The 24,849-nt window shown below is 56.0% G+C and carries 19 protein-coding genes; 12 read left to right on the top strand and 7 right to left on the bottom strand.

The window, feature by feature from the left end; all coding sequences use genetic code 11:
- Positions 1-15: 15 nt before the first annotated feature.
- Positions 16-1,503, bottom strand: a complete 1,488-nt coding sequence (locus AAER43_RS11970) for a UbiD family decarboxylase (protein WP_023338325.1) — start codon at positions 1,501-1,503, stop codon at positions 16-18.
- A 112-nt stretch (positions 1,504-1,615) separates the two neighbouring features.
- Between AAER43_RS11970 and AAER43_RS11965 the strand changes: the two genes are divergently transcribed.
- Positions 1,616-2,500, top strand: a complete 885-nt coding sequence (locus tag AAER43_RS11965; protein WP_023330447.1) for a LysR substrate-binding domain-containing protein — start codon at positions 1,616-1,618, stop codon at positions 2,498-2,500.
- A gap of 13 nt (positions 2,501-2,513) precedes the next feature.
- Here the strand turns inward: AAER43_RS11965 and AAER43_RS11960 are convergent, their stop codons facing one another.
- Together AAER43_RS11960 and AAER43_RS11955 are read right to left on the bottom strand one after the other, a co-directional pair.
- Positions 2,514-3,500 carry an MBL fold metallo-hydrolase gene (locus AAER43_RS11960; protein ID WP_050862027.1) on the bottom strand — a complete coding sequence of 329 codons (987 nt, stop codon included), beginning with the start codon at positions 3,498-3,500 and terminating at the stop codon, positions 2,514-2,516.
- Positions 3,501-3,560: 60 nt separating this feature from the next.
- Complete coding sequence (locus AAER43_RS11955) at positions 3,561-4,088, bottom strand: GNAT family N-acetyltransferase (protein WP_023337318.1); 528 nt, start codon at positions 4,086-4,088, stop codon at positions 3,561-3,563.
- A gap of 132 nt (positions 4,089-4,220) precedes the next feature.
- On the opposite strand from AAER43_RS11955, the gene treZ reads away from it, so the two are divergent.
- The 3 genes from treZ to glgX are packed head-to-tail and all read left to right on the top strand — an operon-like array spanning position 4,221 to position 10,564.
- A complete protein-coding gene (gene treZ, locus AAER43_RS11950; RefSeq protein WP_045134010.1) occupies positions 4,221-6,008 on the top strand; it encodes a malto-oligosyltrehalose trehalohydrolase in 1,788 nt (595 codons plus the stop codon).
- The gene (gene treY / locus AAER43_RS11945) at positions 6,005-8,473 is read left to right on the top strand and encodes a malto-oligosyltrehalose synthase (RefSeq protein ID WP_050862028.1); all 2,469 of its coding nucleotides are present in this window, start codon (positions 6,005-6,007) and stop codon (positions 8,471-8,473) included. The genes treZ and treY overlap by 4 nt, the downstream gene beginning before the upstream one ends.
- A gap of 15 nt (positions 8,474-8,488) precedes the next feature.
- Positions 8,489-10,564: a glycogen debranching protein GlgX gene (gene glgX / locus AAER43_RS11940; RefSeq protein ID WP_023337316.1), complete on the top strand. Its 2,076-nt coding sequence runs from the start codon at positions 8,489-8,491 to the stop codon at positions 10,562-10,564.
- A 2-nt stretch (positions 10,565-10,566) separates the two neighbouring features.
- Here the strand turns inward: glgX and AAER43_RS11935 are convergent, their stop codons facing one another.
- Positions 10,567-11,112, bottom strand: coding sequence for a winged helix DNA-binding protein (locus AAER43_RS11935; RefSeq protein WP_014883867.1), 546 nt, complete (start codon positions 11,110-11,112; stop codon positions 10,567-10,569).
- A 198-nt stretch (positions 11,113-11,310) separates the two neighbouring features.
- Here AAER43_RS11935 and AAER43_RS11930 point away from each other — a divergent pair, with 198 nt between their 5' ends.
- From AAER43_RS11930 to AAER43_RS11920, 3 genes are read left to right on the top strand one after another with little or no spacing between them, the layout of a single operon-like run.
- Positions 11,311-12,033 (top strand): DUF969 domain-containing protein, encoded by a 723-nt coding sequence (locus AAER43_RS11930; RefSeq protein WP_014883866.1) that lies wholly within the window; start codon positions 11,311-11,313, stop codon positions 12,031-12,033.
- On the top strand, positions 12,030-13,016 hold the full coding sequence (locus AAER43_RS11925) for a DUF979 domain-containing protein (protein ID WP_023330441.1): 987 nt from the start codon (positions 12,030-12,032) through the stop codon (positions 13,014-13,016). The genes AAER43_RS11930 and AAER43_RS11925 overlap by 4 nt, the downstream gene beginning before the upstream one ends.
- A gap of 9 nt (positions 13,017-13,025) precedes the next feature.
- On the top strand, positions 13,026-14,021 hold the full coding sequence (locus AAER43_RS11920) for a DUF2891 domain-containing protein (protein ID WP_023338323.1): 996 nt from the start codon (positions 13,026-13,028) through the stop codon (positions 14,019-14,021).
- Positions 14,022-14,100: 79 nt separating this feature from the next.
- Here the strand turns inward: AAER43_RS11920 and AAER43_RS11915 are convergent, their stop codons facing one another.
- Entirely contained in the window at positions 14,101-15,519 is a 1,419-nt protein-coding gene (locus AAER43_RS11915) for an MFS transporter (RefSeq protein WP_050862029.1), read from the bottom strand.
- 117 nt (positions 15,520-15,636) lie between these two features.
- Between AAER43_RS11915 and AAER43_RS11910 the strand changes: the two genes are divergently transcribed.
- Positions 15,637-16,542, top strand: a complete 906-nt coding sequence (locus tag AAER43_RS11910; RefSeq protein ID WP_050862030.1) for a LysR family transcriptional regulator — start codon at positions 15,637-15,639, stop codon at positions 16,540-16,542.
- A 4-nt stretch (positions 16,543-16,546) separates the two neighbouring features.
- Here the strand turns inward: AAER43_RS11910 and AAER43_RS11905 are convergent, their stop codons facing one another.
- Entirely contained in the window at positions 16,547-18,001 is a 1,455-nt protein-coding gene (locus AAER43_RS11905; protein WP_023337313.1) for a Cu(+)/Ag(+) sensor histidine kinase, read from the bottom strand.
- Positions 17,991-18,674 carry a copper/silver response regulator transcription factor gene (locus AAER43_RS11900; protein ID WP_014883860.1) on the bottom strand — a complete coding sequence of 228 codons (684 nt, stop codon included), beginning with the start codon at positions 18,672-18,674 and terminating at the stop codon, positions 17,991-17,993. Before AAER43_RS11900 ends, AAER43_RS11905 begins: the two co-directional genes overlap by 11 nt.
- A gap of 9 nt (positions 18,675-18,683) precedes the next feature.
- On the opposite strand from AAER43_RS11900, the gene AAER43_RS11895 reads away from it, so the two are divergent.
- From AAER43_RS11895 to silA, 4 genes are read left to right on the top strand one after another with little or no spacing between them, the layout of a single operon-like run.
- On the top strand, positions 18,684-20,027 hold the full coding sequence (locus AAER43_RS11895; RefSeq protein ID WP_342702030.1) for an efflux transporter outer membrane subunit: 1,344 nt from the start codon (positions 18,684-18,686) through the stop codon (positions 20,025-20,027).
- 28 nt (positions 20,028-20,055) lie between these two features.
- Positions 20,056-20,397 (top strand): cation efflux system protein CusF, encoded by a 342-nt coding sequence (gene cusF / locus AAER43_RS11890; RefSeq protein ID WP_023330435.1) that lies wholly within the window; start codon positions 20,056-20,058, stop codon positions 20,395-20,397.
- Positions 20,398-20,408: 11 nt separating this feature from the next.
- The gene (locus AAER43_RS11885; protein ID WP_050862033.1) at positions 20,409-21,659 is read left to right on the top strand and encodes an efflux RND transporter periplasmic adaptor subunit; all 1,251 of its coding nucleotides are present in this window, start codon (positions 20,409-20,411) and stop codon (positions 21,657-21,659) included.
- A gap of 10 nt (positions 21,660-21,669) precedes the next feature.
- Positions 21,670-24,810: a Cu(+)/Ag(+) efflux RND transporter permease subunit SilA gene (gene silA, locus AAER43_RS11880; RefSeq protein WP_050862034.1), complete on the top strand. Its 3,141-nt coding sequence runs from the start codon at positions 21,670-21,672 to the stop codon at positions 24,808-24,810.
- The last annotated feature ends 39 nt before the right edge of the window (positions 24,811-24,849 follow it).

Here is a 24,849-nt window from a genome sequence, read left to right as displayed (position 1 = left end):
AAGAGGAACGTTCGTTTACTTTTTGTCTTTAAACAGTTCAGGTGCCCACGGTGTCGGGTCAACCTCCATAAACGGCGCGCGCTCGAAGCGATCCTTCAGCGCCCACGGCACCGTGCAATCAAAGATGGTCTTGCAGGAGATGCCGTTTCCGCGAATTGAGGTGCTGTAATCCGGCGACTGAGACGGATCCAGCTGGTGGCCGCGGATCCCCGGAATATTCGTGATGCTGACATCGCCCTGCATACGGGTGGTCATAGCCCACAGGATGTCGTCGCTGTCGAAAATATCCACGTCTTCATCGACAAGGATAATGTTTTTCAGCTCCGAATAGGTGGCTAACGCGATAAGTGCTGCCTGGCCCTGGCGTCCTTCGTCTGACGGCTGGCGTTTTTTCACCTGCAAAATACCCAGGAATTTACCGCCACCCGCGGTATGTGCATAGACGTTTTGCAGGAAGCCCGGAATCGCCTCCTCAACCGCATTGCGGATACTGGCCTCCGTCGGCAAACCGGCCAGGGTGGTATGTTCTTCTCCGGGGCCCACCAGCGTTTGCAGGATTGCCTGGTGGCGCATGGTCACCGCTTTCACTTTGATCACTGGCAGAGACGGGTTCGCCTCACCGCAGTAGCCCGGGAATTCCGGCATCGCGTGGCCGGTGTTGGTATGCTGATCTTCTCTTACGCGCACGCCGGGAAGCAGTTCGCCTTCAATGATAATTTCCGCCCGCGCGATGGCTTTCTCTTTTACCGCCACGCCCTGTACCAGCTCGACCGGCTGCTGGCGCAACGCCCCGGCGACGCCCAGCTCATTGTAACCAAACGGTGTGGTGGGGGCCTCAAAACACGCGCCGATATAGATAGCGGGATCGAGCCCCATGTTGATCGTCACCGGCAGCGGTTTTCCGGCCGCTTCCGCTTTTTTGCGAAAGACTTCAATATGGCGACCGGCGGCCAGGAACATGGATAGCTCATCGCGCTCCTGCACGCAAAGGCGGTGGATGGTGACATCCGTCAGCGAGCTGTCCTCCGGATCGCTTGCCAGCACCAGTCCCAGGCAGAAGAACGGGCCCGCATCAATCGGCGTATTGGTTGGTGCTGGCAGCAGTTTGCGCAGATCGAAGTCCGGATCTTCAGCGTAGAAGACCTGCTCCTGACAAGGGGCCTGCGAGGCCGGGACGACAACGGGTGCGACCGGTTTTTTCACCGCCTGACCGACATGTTTTGCCAGTTCAGAAGGCGCACAGCCTAACAAAAGTGCCGCGCGTTCACGGCTGGCGTGCATGCCTACCAGAATGCGCGAGCCCGGATAGCCCTTCACGCTGTTGAACATCATGGCCGGCCCCGTGCGGGTCGGGCGTTTTACCGTACCGCCCGCGCCAATATGACGATACACACCTGCCAGCTCTGCGTTAGGATCGACGGGATGATCGGTTTCAATATACTGGCCTTCGTGGCGCTTCAGTAAGGCGATGGCACTTCTGAGATCGTTGACTGGGTTTTCCATATTTTCCTCCCTCGGTTGAATACCTCCATTTTTACGACAATGACCCATAGCATCAATTGCATCATTACTGCTAAATTGATAATTAATTTATTATCAAAAAAGGAAGTCTCCTGTGCAGTTTCGTCAGATGCGCCATTTCATTGTCGTTGCCGAAGAACTCCACATGCACCGGGCCGCCGAGCGTTTAAACATGGCGCAACCGGCGCTGAGCCAGCAGATAAAGGCGCTGGAAGAACGTTTAGGCGTCACGCTCTTTAGCCGGGCGAACCGTCGCTTAACCCTGACGCCCGCGGGCGACGCGTTTCTGGTGAAGGCCAGGCTCGCCATCTCCCTGACTGAGCAGGCGGTACTGGACGCCAGGCAAACGGCGAGAGGCGAGCAGGGGGTGTTAAACCTGGGATGTGTGTCGAGTGCGATGTTCGACGGCAAGCTGCCCGCTGCACTGCGCCAGATGCACAGCCGCTGGCCGGCGATAACCATGTCTTTGATGACGGGCAATGTACAGACGCTCTATGCCGCCGTGCAAAGTAACCAGCTGGATGTGGCGATTATTCGGGCGCCGCTGCCATCGCTGCCTGACGATCTGCAAAGCCGGCCGTTCACCTCAGAAAAAACGGTGCTGGCGCTGTATCGCCAGCATCCTCTGGCCGACTCTTCCGCTCTGACGCTCGCGTCAGTGAAGGATGAAAAATGGATCTCGCTGCGCGATCCGGAGGGCATGGGGCTGGAGCAGTACTTTTATGACGTCTGTAGCGGGGCGGGTTTCCAGCCGGACGTAGTGCAGAATGCGACGGATGTTCCCACGGTGATAAGCCTGGTCTCCGCGGGATTTGGTCTGGCGTTGCTGCCTGCGTCAGCAAAGGCAGTGAGTGTCGAGAATGTCGTTTACGTGGACATTCTCGACCGTCTCAGGGAAAGCGAACTGACGCTGGTGTGCCACCGAATTATTCGCTCAGAAGTGCTTAAAAAATTTCTGGTGACCCTCGAGCACACCTGACGGCGTCATCCGCTTATTTCACGCTGCTGGCGTCCCGGTTGGTATAGGTGACGGGAACCCAGGCATAGCCACCGTTTTCACCTTTGGTGACATAGCCGATACCCGGGAACGGCAGATGGGGCGCGGCAATCAGGTCTCTGTTTTTCACAAAGTCCGCAAACGCCTGTTCGCGCACGCTCGCCGCTTTGTTCTGATCTTCATCGTAGGTGATGGTCACACCAGGCTGCGGGAACTGGACCGCCCCGGCATGAATGATGTCGCCGACAAAGGTGATCTTCTCGCCTTTGCTTGTCAGCGTGTAGAAGGCTGAACCCGGCGTATGGCCGGGATGAACCGTGCCGGTCAGCCCCGGAAGAATCTCAGCCGTGCCGCTAAAAGGCACCACTTTACCGGCGTCAAGATAGGGCTTTAAGGTCTTCTGCGCGACGTCAAAGTAGTTCTTGCCGTAGCCGGTTTTCTTTTGATTATCGTCGTTAAAGAAAAAGTCGACGTCGGGTTTGCCAACGAAAACGCGTGCGTTGCTGAATACCACCTTGCCGTCTTTGACCAGACCGCCCGCGTGATCGGAGTGGGCGTGGGTCAGCAGGACTTCAGTAATGTCCTCGGGTTTAACCCCCTGCGTGGCGAGGCTTTCAACCAGGCGTCCACCCGCATCAGGACCAAAGAGCTGGCCCGAGCCGGTATCCACCAGAATTTTATGTCCGGGGATCGCAATCAGGAACGCGTTAATGGAGACCTCGGCCGGGTTGGTCTGGAAATTTTTCGCGAGCAGCGCATCAATCTTTTGCGGCGTTGTCCGGCGCAGCAGCTTATGCAGATCCTGCGCGACGGTCCCGTCGGTAAAGGAAGTGACAATGACATCGCCGACATGCACGCGGTAACCGCCCGCCGGTTGTTTAACGACGTGCTGGGGCGTTTCTGCCGAAGCCTGCAGCACAGGGTAGAAAAGCAGTGAACTGGACATCAGCGTGGAAAGAGCAAGTTTTTTCATGGTAAGCATACGCGTCTCCTTTGAAAGTGCTCATCTTACTCATATCGGCCGTAGAGCAGCGAGTTTCCTCTACACCAGCATGTAATACCAGAACAGGGCAACTTCGTCTTTTTCCGGTAAAGCGTTGTACAGATAACGGTCGTATCCACCCAGGGTGAAACCGTAGTTTCGGTAAAACAGACAGGCCGAGACGTTCACATTTTGGGTTTCAAGCCGCAGTCCCGGCGCGTTTACGCTTCGCGCCCACACGTGCGCGGCGGCCATCAATTTTTGTGCTGCGCCGGTTCTGCGTTTCGTACGATCTACGGCTATGTAATCCACCGAAATAAACTTATTCCAGCCAATTGATGCAGTAATAAAGCCGGCTATTTCACCCTCGTTCGTTTCTGCAACAAGAAATATGGCGTCCGGGTTAACACAATGATTTTCAAGTGTCTGGATATCGAGCTCGTAGGTTTTTATCCAGGGCTCGGCGATAGCTTCAATATGCAAATCACAATGGAGAAAAGGCTCTCGTGCAATGTGGTTAACGGTGAAAGAGAAGTCACAACATTCGAGGCGTACGAGGTCGGTATTTAATCCTTTTCGAATCTGCATAGTATTCCCGGTAGTGAGTGAGTTCATAAAGAATAGACGAAGCGGTTAAATCCGCTGAGCCAACACACTTTTAATCCTGAACTAAGCTTGTACTTCGTTCCGCGTAAAATGTGGGTCATTCGAGGACAATGAATGGAATTCAGGACATTTCAAAAGCAGTGGGGTGCTGAGTTTATTTCCGATGACGTTGTACGTTTTCGCGTCTGGGCAGAAGGACAGAAAGCGCTGACGCTACGTCTGGCCGTCACCGACGTGCCGATGACGGCAGTGGGTAACGGTTGGTTTCAGGCAGACGTTCCGGGCGTTACGCACGGCACAGAGTATCAGTTTGTCCTGCAGGACGGCATGACGGTGCCCGATCCCGCGTCTCGCGCACAGGCAAGAGACGTTAACGGCCCCTCCATCGTTATCGATCCCCGACGTTATCAGCCGGTTAACCGGGACTGGTCAGGGCGGCCGTGGGAAGAGACGGTTATCTATGAACTGCACATCGGCACGTTTACCCCGGAGGGGACCTTCCGGGCCGCCATTGAAAAACTCCCTTATCTGGCAGAACTGGGTATAACCCAGCTTGAAGTTATGCCCGTGTCTCAGTTTGGCGGATCCCGCGGCTGGGGGTACGACGGTGTGTTGCTTTATGCTCCGCACGCCGCATACGGTACGCCAGAGGATTTCCACGCGTTAATCGATGCCGCGCACGGTCTTGGGCTTTCCGTGGTGCTGGATATCGTACTCAACCACTTCGGCCCGGAAGGCAACTATCTCCCGTTGCTGTCGCCTGCCTTTTTCGATGCTGAGCGGATGACGCCCTGGGGCAACGGAATCGCCTACGAGCGCGAGCCGGTAAGACATTACATTACCGATGCGCCGCTCTACTGGCTGACCGAGTACCGCCTGGACGGCCTGCGTTTTGATGCCATCGACCAGATTAAAGACAGCTCGAAGACGCATATTCTCCAGGAAATTGCAGAGAAGATCCGTGAGGCGATCCCGAACCGTCATGTTCACCTGACCACGGAAGACAGCCGCAACGTCATTTTCCTGCATCCGCGTGATGAGCACGGCAATACGCCGCTGTTTACCGCTGAGTGGAATGATGATTTCCACAACGCGGCTCACGTGTTTGCCACCGGTGAGACGCACGCGTACTACCAGGATTTTGCGTTTGAACCAGAGAAAAAATTCGCCCGGGCGCTGGCAGAAGGGTTTGTCTACCAGGGCGAGGTTTCGCTGCAAACCGGCCAGTCCCGCGGGGTGGAGTGTCACACGCAGCCACCGCAGTTCTTCGTTGATTTTATTCAGAACCACGATCAGACCGGGAATCGCGCCCATGGTGAGCGGCTTATCACCCTCGCAGGTGCCAATAAAACCCGTGTGCTGCTTGCTGCACTACTTCTTTCCCCCCATATCCCGCTGCTGTTTATGGGCGAGGAGTTTGGTGAATCACATCCGTTCCTGTTCTTCACCGATTTTCACGGCGATCTGGCCGACTCGGTGCGGGAAGGGCGCGCAAAAGAGTTTACTGGCCATGCCGGGCACGATGACGCTGTCCCGGACCCGAATGACGTGAACACCTTTGTCCGCTCAAAGCTTGACTGGAATAAAATTGCCACCGACGACGGCAAAACGTGGCTCCGCTTCACGCGCCATCTGCTTACGCTGCGTCATCGTTATATCGTTCCGCTTCTGCATGAGGGAAGTCGCGTCGAGGGCAAGGTGATCGGGACGGCACCCGGTATGGTGGCCGTAAGCTGGCGCTTCCCGTCCGGAACGCTTTCGCTGGCGCTCAATATCGGCAATAAATCTGTCAAACCGCCCGCTCTCCCGGGGGAGACGCGCTTCGCCTGGCCGGAGGTAACCGACATTTTGCCGCCGAACAGTATTGTCGTTCGCTTTGCTGATGGAGAAGCATCGTTATGATCCCTTCCGCCACGTACCGTATACAGTTCCGTAATGGCATGACCTTCGATCGCGTTGTCGGGCTGGTACCCTATCTGAAAGACCTCGGCATCAGCCACCTTTATGCCTCCCCGGTGTTTACTGCCACAACGGATTCCACGCACGGCTATGACGTCACCAACCCGAATGAAATAGACCCTGCGATCGGCGGACGCGAAGGTTTTGACCGCATGTCCGCGGCGCTGAAGCAGGCCGGCATGGGGCTGATTCTGGATATTGTTCCTAACCATATGTCGACTTCTCTGGAAAACACCTGGTGGCGGGACGTGATTGAGTACGGACAGCAGAGCCGCTATTTCCGCTATTTCGATATCGACGGGTCTCGCCCGCTGACGCTGCCGTTTCTCGGGGACACCTTTGAGGCGGAGCTGGAGAAGGGGGCCATTACTTTAAAACGTGACCCTGTCACAAAAAAAGCCGCTCTGATCTATTACGACACCGCATATCCGCTCAACCCGGGCACGTTCAGCGAGGATAAGAGCCTTGCGGAACTGCATGAAGCACAAAGCTGGCGATTGATGTCCTGGCGGGAAGCGCCGAAACAGCTTTCGTGGCGACGTTTCTTTGAGATTACCGGTCTGGTGGGCGTGCGGGTTGAAGATGACGCGGTATTCGACGATACGCATCGCCTCATCCTTGAACTGGTTCACGCGGGTGTGGTGGACGGTCTGCGGATCGACCATATCGACGGTCTGGCCGATCCGCTGGGCTATCTGCAGCGCCTGCGGCAGGCAACCGGACCGGACTGTTATATCACGGTCGAGAAAATTCTCGCTAAAGGAGAACAGCTTCCCGCCGAGTGGCCCGTCTCCGGGACTACCGGGTACGAATTTATCGCTTCGCTGGCGGAAGTGCTGGTCGACGACGATAACCTGTCGCGTCTGGAAAAAATTCACGACGAGACGCTGGGGGTAACGGTCGATCGCCACGCGGAACTGCGCGATGCGAAAGGCCTGATGACCGATCGTAATTTTGAGGGTGAATTCATCACGCTGCTTAACCTTGCTGACGATCTGGCCCGCCGCAATGACGTTGCGCTGCAGCGCGATGATATTCGCCACGCGTTACGCGAGCTGCTTATCGCCTTTCCGGTGTACCGCACCTACGGCACCCGGGAGGGGTTAACCCCGCCAGATGTCGCGCTGCTTAACCGCGTGGTCGCCAGCGTCGAGACATCCGAAGCCGCCCTGGGCCTGATAGTCCGCATTCTTACCGGCGACTTGCCGGAAGAGTGCCGCGAGTCCGCCGCGCTTTTCAGAACCCGCTTTCAGCAGTTGACCGGGCCGCTGATGGCGAAGTCCGTTGAAGACACGCTGTTCTTTCGTCATAACCTGGAGCTGGCGCTTAATGAAGTGGGCGCCGACCCGACGCCGCGAGCGTTCTCGCTATCCCGCTTTCATCAGGAGATGCGCATTCGTCTGGCCCGTCAGCCCGATGCGCTGCTGGGCACCTCCACGCACGATACCAAGCGCGGGGAAGATGCCCGGGCGCGGCTTTACACCCTGACGGAAGCCCCGGAACAGTGGGGCGAAAATCTGGCCCGCTGGCGCCAGATGAACCAGACCCAGGTGCGGTTTCTCAATGACGGTACCGCGCCAAACGCCGCCGACACGTGGATGATCTATCAGGCGCTGGCAGGCGTCTGGCCCGCCACGCTGTCGCCGGACGACGCCGACGGGCTTGCCTCGCTGGCGGCGCGTTTTATCGCTTTCCTCGAAAAAGCGCTGCGCGAGGCGAAACAGCGCACCGACTGGATCGACAGCAACGAGAGCTATGAGAGCGTGGTGCTGCGCTATGCCCGGCACCTGCTTTCACCGGACAACACGCTGTTTCTGCATGATTTCAGCGAGTCCATGCGGCCCTTTATCCGCGCCGGACTGATGAACAGCCTCAGCCAGACGGTGATTAAGCTGACGGCGCCCGGCGTGCCGGATATCTATCAGGGCAGCGAGGCGCTTAACGTTAGCCTTGTCGATCCGGATAACCGCCGCGAGCCGGACTTTCCGACGCTGGTGCAAAACCTCAGCGTGGCGAATGCCGGTATGTTTGAAAACCCGGCGTGCTGGCAGGACGGAAGGGTGAAGCAGTTTGTCACCGCTACGCTCCTGCGTCTGCGTCCACACTATCCCGGGCTGTTTCGCTATGGCGACTGGCTGCCGCTTAAAGTGTCCGGCGAGCGGGAGGAGCATCTGATTGTCTATGCGCGAGTGAAAGACGGCGAGGTGCTGATTGTTGCCGTGCCGCGACTGGTTTTTGGCGTCACCGATAACCGCACGCTGTGGGTCAATACCACGGTGGCGATACCCGAGGCGCTGGCAGGAAAACGCTATCGGGATCTGTTCAGCGGTGAAAGCCGCATACTGCAAGAGACGCTGGATTTAACGTCAGAAAAGGGATGTGTACTGGTTCTGCTTACCTGCGAATAATCGTGGAGAACGAAAATGGCAAAGGATACAACGTTTGAAATTCGGGCCGGTCATGGCCAGCAGTTGGGTGCAAACTATGACGGGAAGGGGGTCAACTTCGCGCTGTTCTCCGCTCACGCTGAGCGGGTGGAGCTCTGTCTGTTTGACCCCTCCGGGAAAACGGAAATCGCCCGGCTCGAGCTTCCTGAATATACCCACGAAGTCTGGCACGGCTATGTGCCGGATCTGAAGCCCGGTACGCTTTACGGCTATCGCGTTTACGGCCCCTATGACCCGGAAAACGGTCATCGCTTCAACCCGCATAAACTGCTTATCGACCCCTATGCCCGCGAACTGGTGGGTGATATCGACTGGAACGAGGCCCATTTCGGCTATGCGCTGGGGCATGACGAATTAGATTTGAGCTTTGATACCCGTGACAGCGCCCCGTTCACGCCAAAATGTAAGGTTATCGACCCGAACGCCTGTGACTGGCAGGACACTAACCGACCCACTATCCCCTGGCCGAACACCGTGGTGTATGAAAGCCACGTAAAAGGGTTTACCCAGATGAACCCGGCAATTCCTCCCGAACTGCGGGGCACCTTTGAGGGAATGGGGCATAAAGCCTCCGTGGACTACATCAAAAGTCTCGGCATCACCTCGGTTGAGCTGCTCCCGGTTCACTGGTTCCCGGACGATCAACATCTTCTCGACCGCGGTCTGAAAAACTTCTGGGGCTATAACACGCTGGGCTTTTTTGCGCCGGCATCGCGCTACTTCGGCCCGGCGGGGATACAGGGCTTTCGCGATATGGTGCGCGCTTATCATGATGCGGGCATCGAAGTGATTCTCGACGTGGTGTATAACCACACGGCGGAAGGCAATGAGCTTGGCCCCACGCTCTCGTTTAAAGGCATTGATAACTACAGTTATTACCGCACGCTGCCTGACCAGCATCGGTATTACATCAACGACACCGGAACGGGGAACACGGTCAATACCTCTCACCCGCGTGTGCTGCAGATGGTGATGGATTCGCTGCGCTACTGGGCGGAGTCGATGCATATTGACGGTTTCCGTTTCGACCTGGGAACAATACTGGGCCGCGAGCCGGAAGGGTTTGATCCGCGCGGCGGCTTTTTCGACGCCATGACCCAGGATCCGGTTTTATCCCGACTGAAGCTGATTGGTGAACCCTGGGATATCGGCCCCGGCGGCTATCAGGTGGGCGGTTTTCCGCCAGGCTGGGGTGAATGGAACGACAAATACCGCGACACCGTACGCGAGTACTGGAAGGGGGACAACGTCTCTAACGACTTTGCTGCCCGTCTGCTGGGATCCGGTGACTTGTACGATCTGCGCGGGCGTCGCCCCTGGGCCAGCGTTAATTTCATCACCGCCCATGACGGCTTTACGCTGAATGACCTGGTGTCGTACAACGAGAAGCATAACGCCGACAACGGGGAAGAAAATAATGATGGCCATAACGATAACCGTTCATACAACTATGGCGAAGAAGGGCCGACGGAGAACCCGGATATTATTGCTACCCGCGAAAGGCAGAAGCGTAATTTCCTGACCACGCTGCTGTTTTCCCATGGTACGCCAATGCTGCTGGCCGGCGATGAGTTTGGCCGCACGCAGAAGGGCAACAACAACGGCTACTGCCAGGACAGTGAGATCTCGTGGATCGACTGGAAAGGACTCTCCGAGAACGACGCTGCGCTGCGCGAGTTTACCCGACGGTTGATTGCGCTTCGTGCCGCGCAACCGTTATTGCGTCGTGAAAGCTGGCGCGACGGGCTGGAGATCCGCTGGTTTAACGCCGGCGGCGGTCCGCAGCAGGCAGAGCAGTGGGATGAGGGCTCGACGCTCGGGGTGTCCATCAGCAGGCCCGATCTCAAACAGGAAGAGGGCATCTGGCACGATGTGCTCATGCTGTTCAACCCGTTTGAAGGCAGCGTGGCATTCCAGATCCCACAGTTTGGTGAAGGGGGATGGGTGCTGGAGCTGTCTACAGCCGATGACGCCGTGACCGGGAAGGCGATCACCGAAGCGGTAGAATTCGAGCTGGCCGGACGCAGCATTACTCTTTTCCGACGGCCCTGAGTTTACAGTGATGCCGCCGCCCTGGCGGCGGTGTCGTACAGAGAGGAAATCGTGCGTAACAGCTGCGCGGTTTCGCCAATGGATTTTCCTGCAATGCCGCTCTCCGCATGTATCGCGATCAGACACGCCTCCCGCACGTCGCGGTATTTCATACATAACGCTTTCCCTTCCTCCGTGGTGGAGAAAAAGAGCTCTTTTCCCGCTTTCTCACTTGTCACGTAGCCTGCTTTAACCAGCTTTTTCAGGGCATAAGTCACCACATGCGTATCTTCCACGTTGAGAACAAAACAGATATCAGCCAGCTTTTTCTTGCGGTCGCGGTGGTTCACATGGTGCAGAAGTGAGACATCAAAGGCGCCCATATCGGGTTCGCCGGCAGCCGTCATGCAGCGCACCATCCATTTGTTGAACGCGTTGCTGGTCATGATCAGCGCGTATTCCAGCTCTGACAGTTCCGCGCAGCGCTCGGACACCAGATGGCGGGACGAGACGATCCGGCCATCGTTGATGTCGTCGTGATGGGGTGAAGCACGCTTTTCTGAGGTCATAACGTTCCTTAGTCAGAAATGTAAACTCATCGATAAAATAAGAACATTTTATTGATAAATTGTTTACATGTTTTTGAGGTTCAGATATAGCTTTTTAGCGCAGGTTTTGCAAAGCCTGACGAAAACACAACATCGCTCGCCGCAAATTAAAAAAATAGCCGTCGGCGCGCAACGCTCACTTTCGATAGGGTAAACGTTATGGACGGTTCTACGCTGTTGCCGCTGATCGGGATACCGATCGTGGTTATTGGTTTTGCTTTGCGCTTCAACCCGCTACTGGTGGTCGTGGTGGCGGGGCTGGCGACGGGTCTGCTGGTCGGTATGGATTTCGGCATGCTGCTCGAGACCTTTGGCGAGAAGTTCGTCAATAGCCGATCGCTCGCGACCTTCATTCTGATCCTGCCGGTCATTGGTCTGCTGGAATATTACGGGCTAAAAGAGCGCGCCCAGGCCTGGGTCGCGAAGATCGCCAGCGCCACCTCGGCGCGCATTTTGATGCTCTACTTTGTCGCCCGTGAAGGCACGGCCGCGCTGGGGTTGATGTCGCTGGGCGGGCATGCCCAGACGGTACGCCCGCTGCTGGCGCCGATGGCTGAAGGGGCCGCTCTGAACGAGTATGGTGAACTGCCGCAGCATATCCGCGACAAAATCAAAGCCCATGCCGCCGCGTGTGACAATATCGCGGTCTTCTTTGGGGAAGACATTTTTATCGCCTTTGGTGCAGTGCTGCTGATTGACGCGTTCCTGAAAGAGAACGGCATTCAGGGGATTGAACCGCTGCATATCGGCCTGTGGGCCATTCCGACGGCCATTGCGGCATTGATTATTCATATGACACGCCTGCTGCGCCTGGATGCCAGTATCCGTCGTGACGTGATGGCCTGGCGTGCAGAGCAGGCAACGCAGGGGGCCGCGCAATGATGACGCTTATCACCATTAACCGCGTGTACTACCTGATTGGCTTCGTCGTGATGTTGCTGGTGGTCATGACCCTGCGCGATCGCGCGAATCCGAAGCGTTTCACCACCGCGCTTTTCTGGTTTTTATTCGGCGGGATTTTCCTGTTCGGTGATCTGATGGTTCAGGAGCTCGGCAAATCGCTGGCGTACCGAATCATCGGCGGCAGCGTTATCGTTATCGCGCTGCTGGCGGGCTTTGGTCTTGTCGGAAAGGGGCACTACAAAATGGCCTCTGACGAGGAACGGGTTGCCTCGTCAAACCGGCTCAAAAACTGGCTGTTCCTGCCCGCGCTGATGATCCCCGTGGTGACGGTGATCGGGACGCTGTTCCTGAAGGGCGTGTCGATTGGCGGCGTTTATCTTCTCGACCAGAAACAGCTCACCCTTGCGGCGCTGTGCGTGGCCTGCGTCGCGGCGATCCTCACCGGCTGGTGGCTGACGAAGGGCACGCCGCTGCACGCGATTCGCCAGTCTCGCCGTCTTGTCGATACCATCGGGTGGGCGGTGATCCTGCCGCAGATGCTGGCCATGCTGGGTGGGGTATTCGTGGCGGCCAATACCGGTGACTCCGTACAAAAGGTAGTGAGCCTGTTTGTGAACCCGGATAACCGCTTCATGCTGGTGGTGATTTACTGCGTGGGGATGGCGCTGTTTACCATGATCATGGGTAACGCCTTTGCCGCTTTCCCGGTATTGAGTGCCGGTATCGCCTTACCGTTCCTGATTAACGTGCATCACGGTAACCCGGCGCCGTTGCTGGCGATTGGCATGTACGCAGGGTATTGCGGCACGCTGATGACGCCGATGGCCGCGAACTTCAATATCGTGCCCGCCGCGCTGCTGGAGCTGAAAGACAAATACCAGGTGATCAAGATCCAGATCCCGACCGCGTTAACCTTGCTGGTGGTGAACGTGTTCTTAATGTATTTCCTCGTTTTTCGCTAAGGAGCGGTTATGAAATTAACGCAACAACAGGCTGACGCGTTTGCCCGAATGCCTTTAACCTATTTGCGCCAGGAATACCCGAACCACATCATGCACCTGCTGAATGATGATGGTGATGTTCTGCCGCCTCGCGAACTGCACCCGATTTTCTACGGCTGTTTTGACTGGCACTCGGCCGTGCACGGCTACTGGTTGCTGCTGCGCTGCGTGCGTCTCTATCCCGAATTGCCGTGCCGGGATGAAATCGTCGCGCTATTCGACGAGCACCTGACCGAAGAGAACGTGGCTAAGGAACTGGCCTATTTTACTGCGCCGTTCCGCGCCTCGTTTGAGCGCCCGTATGGCTACGGCTGGCTGCTGGCGCTGGCCCAGGAACTGAAACAGTCTTCGCTGCCGCACGCCGCAGGCTGGTATCAGACGCTTGAACCGTTAACGCAGGATATTCGCAATCGTCTGGTGGATTACCTCGGCAAGCTCACCTATCCGATCCGCGTCGGGACGCATTACAACACGGCGTTTGCTCTGGCGCTGGCACTCGACTATGCGCGTACAGTGAGTGACAGCGGGCTTGAGCAGGCTATTCTGGCATCAGCGGAACGGTTTTATCTCGCCGACACGCGCTACCCGGCGCACTACGAGCCCGGCGGTGATGAGTATATTTCCGGTGCGCTGACAGAAGCGTTGCTGATGAGCAAGGTGGCAGATGACTTCCCGGCCTGGTTCGACGCGTTTCTGCCGGAGGTGGGCGCCGTTGCAGCCCTGATGAGCCCGGCGCAAGTGAGTGACCGTACCGACCCGAAAATTGCCCATCTGGACGGGTTAAACCTGAGCCGCGCCTGGTGTATGAAGCATATCGCAAAAGCGCTTCCCGCAAACCATCCGGCGCAGCAGGCGCTGCGTGATTCGGTGGCGAAACACCTGATGGCAAGCGTAGAGCATGTTGTCGGCAGCCACTACAGCGGCGGGCACTGGCTGGCGAGCTTTGCGCTGCTGGCGCTGGAGTAAATAAACGAGACGCCTTTCTTGCCGGGTGGCGCTGCGCTTACCCGGCCTACATTGTTCATTAAAATCAATATATTGCATATTATCTTGTAGGCCCGTGCAAGTGTAGCGCCGCCGGGCGCAGCCTGCTCGCGCTAAACAACACGGCGCCCGTCGAGGCTATGACGGCGATCCACAGCGCAACATGCACGATCCGGTCATCAAGGGTTTGGCCGGTTGTTGCCGCCAGCAGCACGCCCACCGTAGCGGCGCCGAGACATTGGCCGAATGTCCTGACGATAGACAACACGCCGGAGGCATAGCTGGCATAGTCTCGCGCCACGTTAGCGAGCATTTCCCGGTTATTGGGGCTCTGGAAGCAGCCAAACCCTATCCCGCAAACCAGGCTGCGCAGGCAAATGTTCCATACGGATGGGCTTTCAGGCAGGGTCGCCAGCAGAACCAACCCACCGATAAATATCATCAGCCCGAGGGTCGAAATCAGCGGCGCGGAAATCGTATCAGCCCAACGCCCCGCGTGCGGCGCAATCAGCACAATACCTATCGGCCACGGGGTAAAGAGCAGCGCAGAAACCACGGGACTGTAGCCATACACGCTCTGAAACAGGAACGGCAGCGCGACAAAGGTGATGCCCTGGCTCACAAACGAGGCCAGCGAGGTTAGCGCAGCGAGGGTAAAGCGTCCGTTTTTGAATATGACGGGCGGCAATAAAGGGTGACTTGCCCGCCGAATCCGCCAGATAAAGGCGAGGGCGCTCATCAGCGCGAAAAGTCCCCAGCCGATGGCTTCGTGATGAATGTGCTGCGTGACGCGCTGAAGACTGTTGGCCGTCATGATCGTTGCTCCCAGAAATGTTGCGGAGAGCACTGCGCCTGGCGCATCAAAGGAGGATTTATCACCCGCTGATTCCTTCGGTAAAGCGCGCCATGCCAGCAGCAGGGCGATGCAGCCTGGAATAAGGTTAATGGCGAACAGCCACTGCCAGCTCAGCGCGTTCAGAATCGTTCCGCCCAGCACCGGGGCTATGGCCGTGCTGGAGGCGATAAGCAGGGCGTGCAGCCCCAGAACGCGGCCAAGCAGTCTGCCGGGGAAAACGGATCGCAGGATTGCCGGGGCGATGCTCAGGGTGGCCGCGCCGCCGATGCCCTGCAGAATACGCATTCCGATAAGCACATCCGGGGTCTTCGCCAGCGCGCAGCCGAGAGAGGTAAGCGTAAAGGTGGCAAGCCCGGCCAGAAACACCGGGCGATAGCCCACGCGCGCCGCCAGCGCGGCAAAGATGGCGAGGGTCATGGCCGCTGACAGCAGATAACCGTTGGCGAACCAGACAGCAACATTGGCAGGAACCTGCATTGCGCTTGCCATGGAGGGGAGCGCGATGTTGATCATCGTTCCGTCAAAGACCCCCATCAGCGTGGTGGTCATCACGGCGGCCAGGACCCGGGCGCGCTCATGCCCGGATAAACCTTCATCGCCGGGCAGGTTTGAAAATAGCGTCATCGTCGTTACTCCAGAAAAGAATAGTAATGACGAAACTATAATCATCAGGTATACAGGGCGGAAGACGCAGCATTTGCACTTAATCGTTGCATATAACGCCTTATCTGAGGATTCCTCGTGACCGATCCTGACTTTAATCTGCTTGTCGCGCTCGATGTCCTGCTGGCCGAAGCCAGCGTGGCGGGCGCGGCGCGACGCTTAAACCTGAGCACCTCCGCCATGAGCCGAACCCTGAGCAGGCTGCGGGAGGTCACCGGCGATCCTATTCTGGTTCGGGCGGGGCGTCAGATGGTGCTGACCCCCTGGGCGGAAGCCACACGGGATCGCGCCCGCAACGCCGTACACGAGGCGAGGGCGGTGCTCCAGCCCTCCAGCGATACGCTGAAGGTCGAGAATCTGGCGCGCCTGTTCACCATCAGAGCCAACGACGGTTTTGTGGTGGCGTTTGGGCCACTGCTTATTGCCGCAGTCGCGAGTGTTGCCCCCGAAGTTTGTATCCGTTTCTCCCCGAAACCTGAAAAAACATCGCGCTATCTGCGAGAGGGGCTTGTCGATCTGGAAATCGGCGTGCAGAGCAATATGGGGCCTGAAATACGTCTGCAACGGCTGTTTCAGGACAGGTTTGTTGGCGCAGTGCGCCAGGGGCATCCACTGGCTTCGCGCCCGTCAGTTAGCCTGCAGGATTATATCTCCTGGGGGCATGTGGTGGCCTCGCCCGACGGATCGTTACACGGTTTTGTCGATGACGCGCTGGCGGAACGCGGGATGAAACGTAACGTCGCCAGCGTTGTGCCCGGTTTCCCGACGGCGTTATCCGTGGCGTTGGCCTCCGATCTGATTGCCATGGTCCCGGCGCTGTATTTGCTCAATCAGCCCATGTCAGAACGCGTACACGTCTTTGAACTGCCGTTTAAAACCCGGAGCATTACCGTCTCACAGATGTGGCATCCGCGCATGGAAAAGGATCCCGCGCACCGGTGGCTCAGGGAGAAGGTGCTGGAAGTATGTCGGCCGGTTCGCTGACCGCTTAAACGGTTTTCTTCGGCACGGAAAGTATAAAGCGCGTCGATACCGCATCGGATTCCACACGGATTTTTCCGTGATGGGCGCTGACGATGGATTTCACGATGGCAAGGCCGATGCCGCTGCCTTCGCCTTTACGCTGTCTTGATGGATCCACCCGGTAAAAGCGGTCAAACAGCCTTGGCAGATGTTCTTCCGGGATCGGCGCGCCGGGGTTGGCAACCACCAGTTCAACATTGTTTTCCTGCTCTCTGAGTGAGACGGTCACAGCTTTTCCTTCCGGCGTATAGCGCAGGGCATTGGATAACAGATTGTTAATCGCCCTTCTGAACATCTGCGGATCGCCTTCTGTCAGGCAGGGCATTCCGTTAAATTTCAGCGTGACGTTACGTTCTTCCGCCCAGGCTTCGAAGAAATCGAACACTTTCATGACTTCAGCGCGCAAATCAAAGATCGCCCGGTCCGGGATGAGCTGATTATTATCCGCCTGCGCCAGGAACAGCATGTCGCTGACCATCCGGGTCATTCGGTTGTACTCTTCGAGACTGGAATACAGCACATCTTCCAGCTCCTTCTGAGAACGGTTCTGGCTCAGCGCAATTTCCGTTTGCGTCACCAGATTGGTAACAGGCGTTCTGATCTCATGCGCGATATCGGCGGAAAAATTGGCCTGGCGGGTAAAGACATCTTCTATTTTTTCAATCATATGGTTGAAAGAGATCACCAGCTGTTCCAGCTCAACGGGCACGCGGGACGGTTCAAGTCGCGCGTCGAGATTCTCTGAGGTGATATTTTTAATGGCGGTGCTGACGTTACGCAGAGGCAGATGGCCCTGGCGTACCGCAATACGAATGACAACAATAATCAGCAGACTGATTGCCGCGGCAATCGCGAAGAGATTCTTCTTCAGGGCATCCAGGTAGTGCAGATGAAAATTAATGGAGAGGCCAATCAGCATCACGTAGTCCTGCGATTTGCCCTGCAATGTCGCCGTGCCTGACGAGGCGATAATCCGGTACGTGTCCATTTTCATGTCGGGCCCCGCGTGCATGGAAGCAGCAGAGTCCTCCACCGTCCACAGAAAGACATCCTGGGTGCGACGGTGCACGTTAAAATCCGGTGTATTCATCGCAGGGCGTAATGCTGCCCCGTGTGCCGAGCTGAACAGGGTATTTCCCTGCGGATCCACAAGCAGAACGGCAACGTTGCGGTAACTGGCGATCGACTCGTTGAGTTTACTGATTTTCTTCCGCTCGGGTTCGGCAGGTGACTGTAGGATATGGTGCATCGCGGTGCTGATTTGCTGCAGATCGCTGATGTCCTGCTCAGCAAAATGCTTTTCAACGGAATGCACCATAAACCACGTGAAGGCGAAAAACGCCAGGATCGTGGAGAGACTGATAAAAAAGGTCAGCCGAAGAGCCAGCGAAAAAGGGCGCCGGAAAGGCTTAATGCGCATCCGGCGCCTCCAGCATATAGCCCACACCGCGCACCGTCTGGATCAGCTTGTGTTCATAATCGTTATCGATTTTTGCCCGAAGCCGTTTTACCGCCACATCAATGGCGTTCGTATCGCTGTCAAAGTTCATGTCCCACACCTGAGAGGCAATCAGGGAGCGGGGCAGCACTTCTCCCTGATGACGAAGGAAAAACTCCAGCAGGCTGAACTCCTTACTGGTTAACAGGATGCGATTCCCCGCCCGGCTCACTTTTCTCGACACGAGGTCAACCGTCAGGTCTGCCACCTGAAGCTGGCTTTCCGCAATCACCGTATTTCCGCGCCTCAGCAGCGTTCTTACCCGGGCGAGAAGTTCAGCAAAGGCAAAAGGCTTAATCAGATAATCATCCGCACCCAGCTCAAGCCCTTTGACCCGGTGTTCAATGGTGCCGAGCGCAGTGAGGAGCAGTATGGGCATTCCTTTCCCGGCCGAACGCAGCATGCGGACAATATCCCAGCCGTTCACGTCGGGAAGCATAATATCCAGAATCAGCAGATCGTATTCCGCAGTCATGGCGAGATGGTAACCGTTGAGGCCATTGTCAGCGTGGTCGACGATAAACCCCGCTTCAGTCAGTCCCTTGCTGAGGTATTCACCGGTTTTCATTTCGTCTTCGACGATCAGTATCTTCATCTTGCTCCCCTGACTGGCTGCGTCTCGCTGGCGCCTGAGTACCAGCGACCCGCGTCACCGGTGCCCCAGCAGTTTTCGTTATCCCGAAATGGCCTGACACCTGCGGTGGCGGGGTATCAGGATACCGGCTGGCGTCACTTTTTTGTCGACCCCCAGGTCGTTGGGCTGATCAGCGAAGCCCTGGAAAACAACCGCGATTTAAAAATGGCCGCCCTGAAGGTTGAAGAAGCCCGGGCGCAGTTCACGGTGACGGATGCGGATCGTTATCCTCAGCTGAATGCCTCCTCGGGTATCACCTATAGCGGCGGTCTGAAAAGTGACAAACCTGCCTCGCAGCAGTACGACGCAGGTCTTGCAGTAAGCTATGAACTCGATTTCTTCGGCAGGCTCAGGAACATGAGCGAGGCTGACAAACAAAACTTTTTTGCCAGCGAAGAAGCCCGTCGTGCGGTGCATATTCTGCTCATTTCTAACGTGTCGCAGAGCTATTTCAACCAGCAGCTGGCCTATAAACAACGCCGTATTGCGCAGGAGACGCTGAAGAATTACCAGCAATCTTACGCGTTCGTTGAGCAACAGCTGGTGACCGGCAGTACAAACGTCCTGGCGCTGGAGCAGGCCCGGGGGCAGATTGAAAGCACTCAGGCAGAGATAGCCAAAAGAGAGGGTGAACTGGCGCAGGCCAATAATGCCCTGCAGCTGGTCCTCGGAACGTATCGCGCACTGCCGGGCAACAGCGGCATGAACGCCAGCGATATTGCGCCGGTCAGGCTGCCGCCTCATCTTTCATCAGCGATACTGCTGCAGCGCCCGGATATTATGGAGGCGGAGTATCAGCTTAAAGCGGCCGATGCGAATATCGGTACGGCACGTGCTGCCTTTTTCCCGTCCATTTCACTGACCAGCGGACTTTCAACGGGCAGCACGGAACTCTCCAGCCTTTTCACGACGGGCAGTGGGATGTGGAATTTTATCCCTAAAATTGATATCCCCCTGTTTAATGCAGGCAGAAATAAAGCCAACCTGAAGCTGGCTGAAATTCGCCAGCAGCAGTCGGTTGTGAATTACGAACAAAAAATTCAGTCCGCCTTTAAACAGGTTGCTGACGCGCTCGCGCTGCGGGAAAGCATTAACCAGCAAATTAATGCCCAGCAGCGGTATCTTGATTCGCTAAATATCACCCTGCAACTTGCCAGAGGGTTATATTCCAGCGGTGCGGTGAGCTATATCGAAGTGCTTGATGCAGAACGTTCTCTGTTCTCCACGCAGCAAACTCTTCTCGACCTTATTTATGCCCGTCAGGTGAATGAAATTACGCTCTTCACCGCACTGGGTGGCGGTTGGGTCGAATAAATTCATTTAATTAAACAGGAAAGTAAAAATGCGTAATTCACTTAAAACCGTTGTCCTCGGTGCGATCGCCGTAATGTTTTCTGCCAGCCTTCAGGCCGAGGTTCATCAGCACGCAGGAATGAATGTTGCCAGTGAAGGAACCTCAGAGCAGATTATTAAGGGGACCGGCATTATCAAGGATATTGATCTCACGAGTAAAAAAGTCACTATTGCCCATGATGCTATCCCAGCGGTGGGCTGGCCCGCGATGACGATGCGTTTCACCTTTCTTCAGGCTGACGAGAGTATTTCGGCCCTGAAAGTCGGTAGCCACGTTGATTTTTCGTTTGTCCAGCAGGGCAATATCTCTTTACTGAAGAGCATTAAATAGCGAGAAGTAGCATGGCATCTTTAAAAATAAAATACGCTGCCATGATAGTCAGCAGCCTTATTGCAGGAGGGCTGATATCCGTCACGGCATGGCAGCATATTCACGCCTCTGCAAAACCTGAAAATCAGGTTTCTGAAAGAAAGGTACTTTTCTGGTATGACCCGATGAAGCCAGACGTTAAATTCGATAAACCTGGCAAATCACCGTTTATGGATATGGATCTGGTGCCAAAATATGCGGATGAAAATGATGATAAAAGCGGTGCCGGAATACGCATTGACCCCACGCAGGTCCAGAACCTGGGGTTAAAAACGCAAAAAGTCACTCGCGGAACGCTGAATTATAGCCAGACGATCCCAGCCAATGTCAGTTATAACAACTATCAGTTTGTTATTGTGCAGGCGCGCGCGGAAGGTTTCGTTGAGAAAGTATACCCGTTGACGACCGGCGACCATGTCAGGAAAGGCACGCCGCTGATTGATATCACCATTCCGGACTGGGTAGAGGCGCAGAGTGAGTTTTTGCTGCTATCCGGTACCGGTGGAACGCCTGTGCAAATCAAAGGCGTACTTGAACGTCTTCGGCTGGCCGGGATGCCGGATGAAGATATTCAGAAGCTACGGGCGACCCGAACTATCCAGACCCGATTTACCATCAAGGCTCCCATTGACGGGGTTATCACGGCGTTTGACCTGCGCACCGGCATGAATATTTCAAAAGATAAGGTGGTCGCTCAAATTCAGGGGATGGATCCGGTCTGGATCGGCGCGGCGGTCCCTGAGTCTATTGCTTATCTGCTGAAAGACACGTCGCAGTTTGAGATTTCAGTACCCGCTTACCCTGATAAATCCTTTTCGGTTGAAAAATGGAACCTTCTGCCGAGTGTGGATCCCAGCACCCGTACGCTGCAGGTGCGCCTGCAGGTCTCCAACAAAGACGAGCGTCTGAAACCGGGCATGAATGCGTATCTCAAACTGAATACGCAAAGTCCGGAGATGCTGTTGATCCCGTCCCAGGCCGTTATTGATACCGGAAAGGAACAGCGCGTGATTACCGTCGATGCAGAGGGGCATTTTGTGCCGAAACCGATCCACGTTCTGCATGAATCTCAGCAGCAGTCCGGTATTGGTTCAGGCCTCAACGAAGGGGAGACGGTGGTAGTTAGCGGTCTGTTCCTGATTGACTCCGAGGCCAATATTACCGGCGCGCTGGAGCGCATGCGTCACGCTGAAACAGCAGACAACACGCATTCAGGTCATTAAGGGGACGATGATGATTGAATGGATTATTCGGCGGTCCGTCGCAAACCGTTTCCTGGTGATGATGGGGGCGCTGTTTCTTAGCATCTGGGGCGCATGGACCATCATCAACACACCGGTCGATGCCTTGCCCGACCTGTCTGACGTTCAGGTGATTATCAAAACCAGCTATCCTGGCCAGGCCCCGCAGATAGTTGAAAATCAGGTGACCTATCCGCTCACTACCACCATGCTGTCGGTACCCGGTGCCAAAACGGTGCGCGGTTTTTCTCAGTTTGGTGATTCGTATGTGTATGTCATTTTTGAAGACGGTACTGATTTGTACTGGGCCCGGTCGCGCGTACTGGAGTACCTGAACCAGGTTCAGGGAAAACTGCCTGCTGGCGTGAGTTCACAAATCGGCCCGGATGCCACGGGGGTGGGCTGGATATTTGAATATGCGCTGGTCGATCGTTCCGGTAAGCACGATCTCGCAGAATTGCGTTCTCTGCAGGACTGGTTCCTGAAATTTGAGTTAAAAACCATCCCCAACGTGGCTGAAGTGGCATCGGTTGGCGGCGTGGTTAAGCAGTATCAGATCCAGGTCAATCCGTTAAAACTGGCCCAGTACGGCATAAGCCTGCCGGAGGTTAAGCAGGCTCTTGCGTCGTCGAACCAGGAAGCAGGGGGATCGTCGGTTGAAATGGCGGAAGCAGAGTATATGGTCCGGGCCAGCGGCTACCTACAGACGATAGACGATTTCAATAATATCGTGCTGAAAACCAGTGAGAACGGTGTCCCGATTTACCTGCGCGATGTTGCTCGCGTACAAACGGGGCCGGAAATGCGCCGCGGTATTGCTGAGCTGAACGGGCAGGGGGAAGTGGCGGGTGGCGTGGTGATCCTGCGCTCGGGCAAAAATGCGCGTGAAGTCATTACGGCGGTGAAGGATAAGCTGGAAACGTTGAAGGCCAGCCTGCCGGAAGGCGTCGAGATTGTGACGACCTACGATCGCAGCCAGTTAATCGACAGAGCTATCGATAACCTGAGCGGCAAGCTGATTGAAGAATTTATCGTGGTGGCCATCGTCTGTGCGCTGTTCCTCTGGCATGTCCGCTCTGCGCTGGTGGCGATTGTCTCTCTGCCGCTCGGCCTGTGTATTGCCTTTATTGTGATGCATTTTCAGGGACTGAACGCCAACATCATGTCGCTGGGGGGCATTGCCATTGCCGTCGGTGCGATGGTGGATGCGGCCATTGTGATGATTGAAAACGCGCACAAACTTCTGGAAGAGTGGGATCATCAGCATCCGGAAGAGCAGATCGACAATGCCACCCGCTGGAAGGTGATCACCAATGCCTCTGTGGAAGTGGGGCCCGCACTGTTTATCAGCCTGCTGATCATCACCTTATCGTTTATTCCCATCTTTACCCTTGAGGGACAGGAAGGGCGACTGTTTGGTCCACTGGCCTTCACGAAAACGTACTCCATGGCGGGGGCGGCCATGCTCGCCATCATCGTTATCCCCATCCTGATGGGCTTCTGGATCCGCGGAAAAATCCCCGCAGAGAACAGTAACCCGCTGAACCGACTGCTGATTAACGCCTATCATCCGCTGCTGATCAGGGTTCTCCACTGGCCAAAAGCCACCCTGTTGGTTGCAGCCTTATCTATCTTCACGGTTATCTGGCCGCTGAGCCAGGTTGGCGGTGAGTTTTTACCGAAGATCAACGAAGGCGACCTGCTGTATATGCCCTCGACCTTGCCCGGTGTGTCTCCGGCAGAAGCGGCGGCGCTCCTGCAAACCACGGACAAACTCATCAAAACGGTGCCTGAAGTGGCGTCTGTTTTCGGCAAGACAGGTAAGGCAGAAACGGCAACGGATTCCGCACCGCTTGAAATGGTGGAAACCACGATTCAGCTCAAACCAGAGGATCAGTGGCGGCCCGGCATGACGATTGACAAGATTATTGACGAACTGGATAACACCGTTCGTTTGCCAGGCCTGGCTAACCTGTGGGTTCCGCCTATTCGTAACCGCATTGATATGCTCTCCACCGGGATCAAAAGCCCGATAGGTATCAAAGTGTCCGGTACCGTTCTGTCTGATATCGACACCACGGCGCAGCGCATCGAGGCGGTCGCCAAAACGGTGCCCGGCGTGGTGTCTGCTCTGGCGGAACGCCTGGAGGGCGGGCGTTACATTGATGTGGATATTAACCGGGAAAAAGCCGCCCGCTACGGAATGACGGTGGGCGATGTGCAGCTGTTTGTCTCTTCGGCCATTGGCGGCGCAACGGTAGGTGAAACGGTGGAAGGCGTCGCCCGCTACCCGATCAATATTCGTTATCCTCAGGACTACCGGAGCAGCCCGAATGCGTTAAAACAGATGCCTATCCTGACGCCGATGAAACAGCAGATCACGCTGGGCGATGTGGCTGATATTAAGGTTGTTTCCGGCCCCACGATGTTGAAAACGGAGAATGCCCGGCCAGCCAGCTGGATTTACATTGATGCACGGGGCAGGGATATGGTATCGGTGGTGAACGACATTAAGACGGCCATCAGTCAGAACGTGAAGCTGATGCCAGGTACCAGCGTGTCTTTCTCCGGACAATTTGAGCTTCTCGAACATGCCAATAAGAAGCTGAAACTGATGGTACCGATGACGGTGATGATCATCTTCATTTTACTGTACCTGGCGTTCCGTCGCGTGGATGAAGCAATGCTGATCCTGATGAGTCTGCCGTTCGCCCTGGTCGGTGGAATATGGTTTCTCTACTGGCAGGGTTTCCATATGTCAGTCGCAACCGGAACCGGATTTATCGCCCTGGCCGGGGTCGCAGCGGAATTTGGGGTCGTTATGCTGATGTATTTACGTCATGCCATTGAAGCGCAACCGGAACTGTCCCGTCGGGAAACGTTCACAGAACAAGGGCTTGATGAAGCACTTTATCATGGTGCCGTGCTCCGTGTGCGGCCAAAGGCCATGACCGTCGCGGTGATCATTGCGGGCCTGCTGCCAATACTCTGGGGGACCGGTGCCGGTTCGGAAGTCATGAGCCGGATAGCGGCGCCCATGATCGGCGGGATGATCACAGCGCCGCTGTTATCGCTGTTTATCATTCCAGCGGCTTACAAGTTGATTTGGTTGCGCAGGCATAAAAAGCCATAAAAAAATCCCGCTGTAATGGCGGGATTTTTACGAGATGAA

This window comes from Enterobacter sp. FUJ80071, from assembly GCF_038739915.1.
Classification (GTDB): domain Bacteria; phylum Pseudomonadota; class Gammaproteobacteria; order Enterobacterales; family Enterobacteriaceae; genus Enterobacter; species Enterobacter kobei.
The sequence above is the reverse complement of the archived record's forward strand: the minus strand, read 5'-3'. Positions and strand labels throughout refer to the sequence as shown.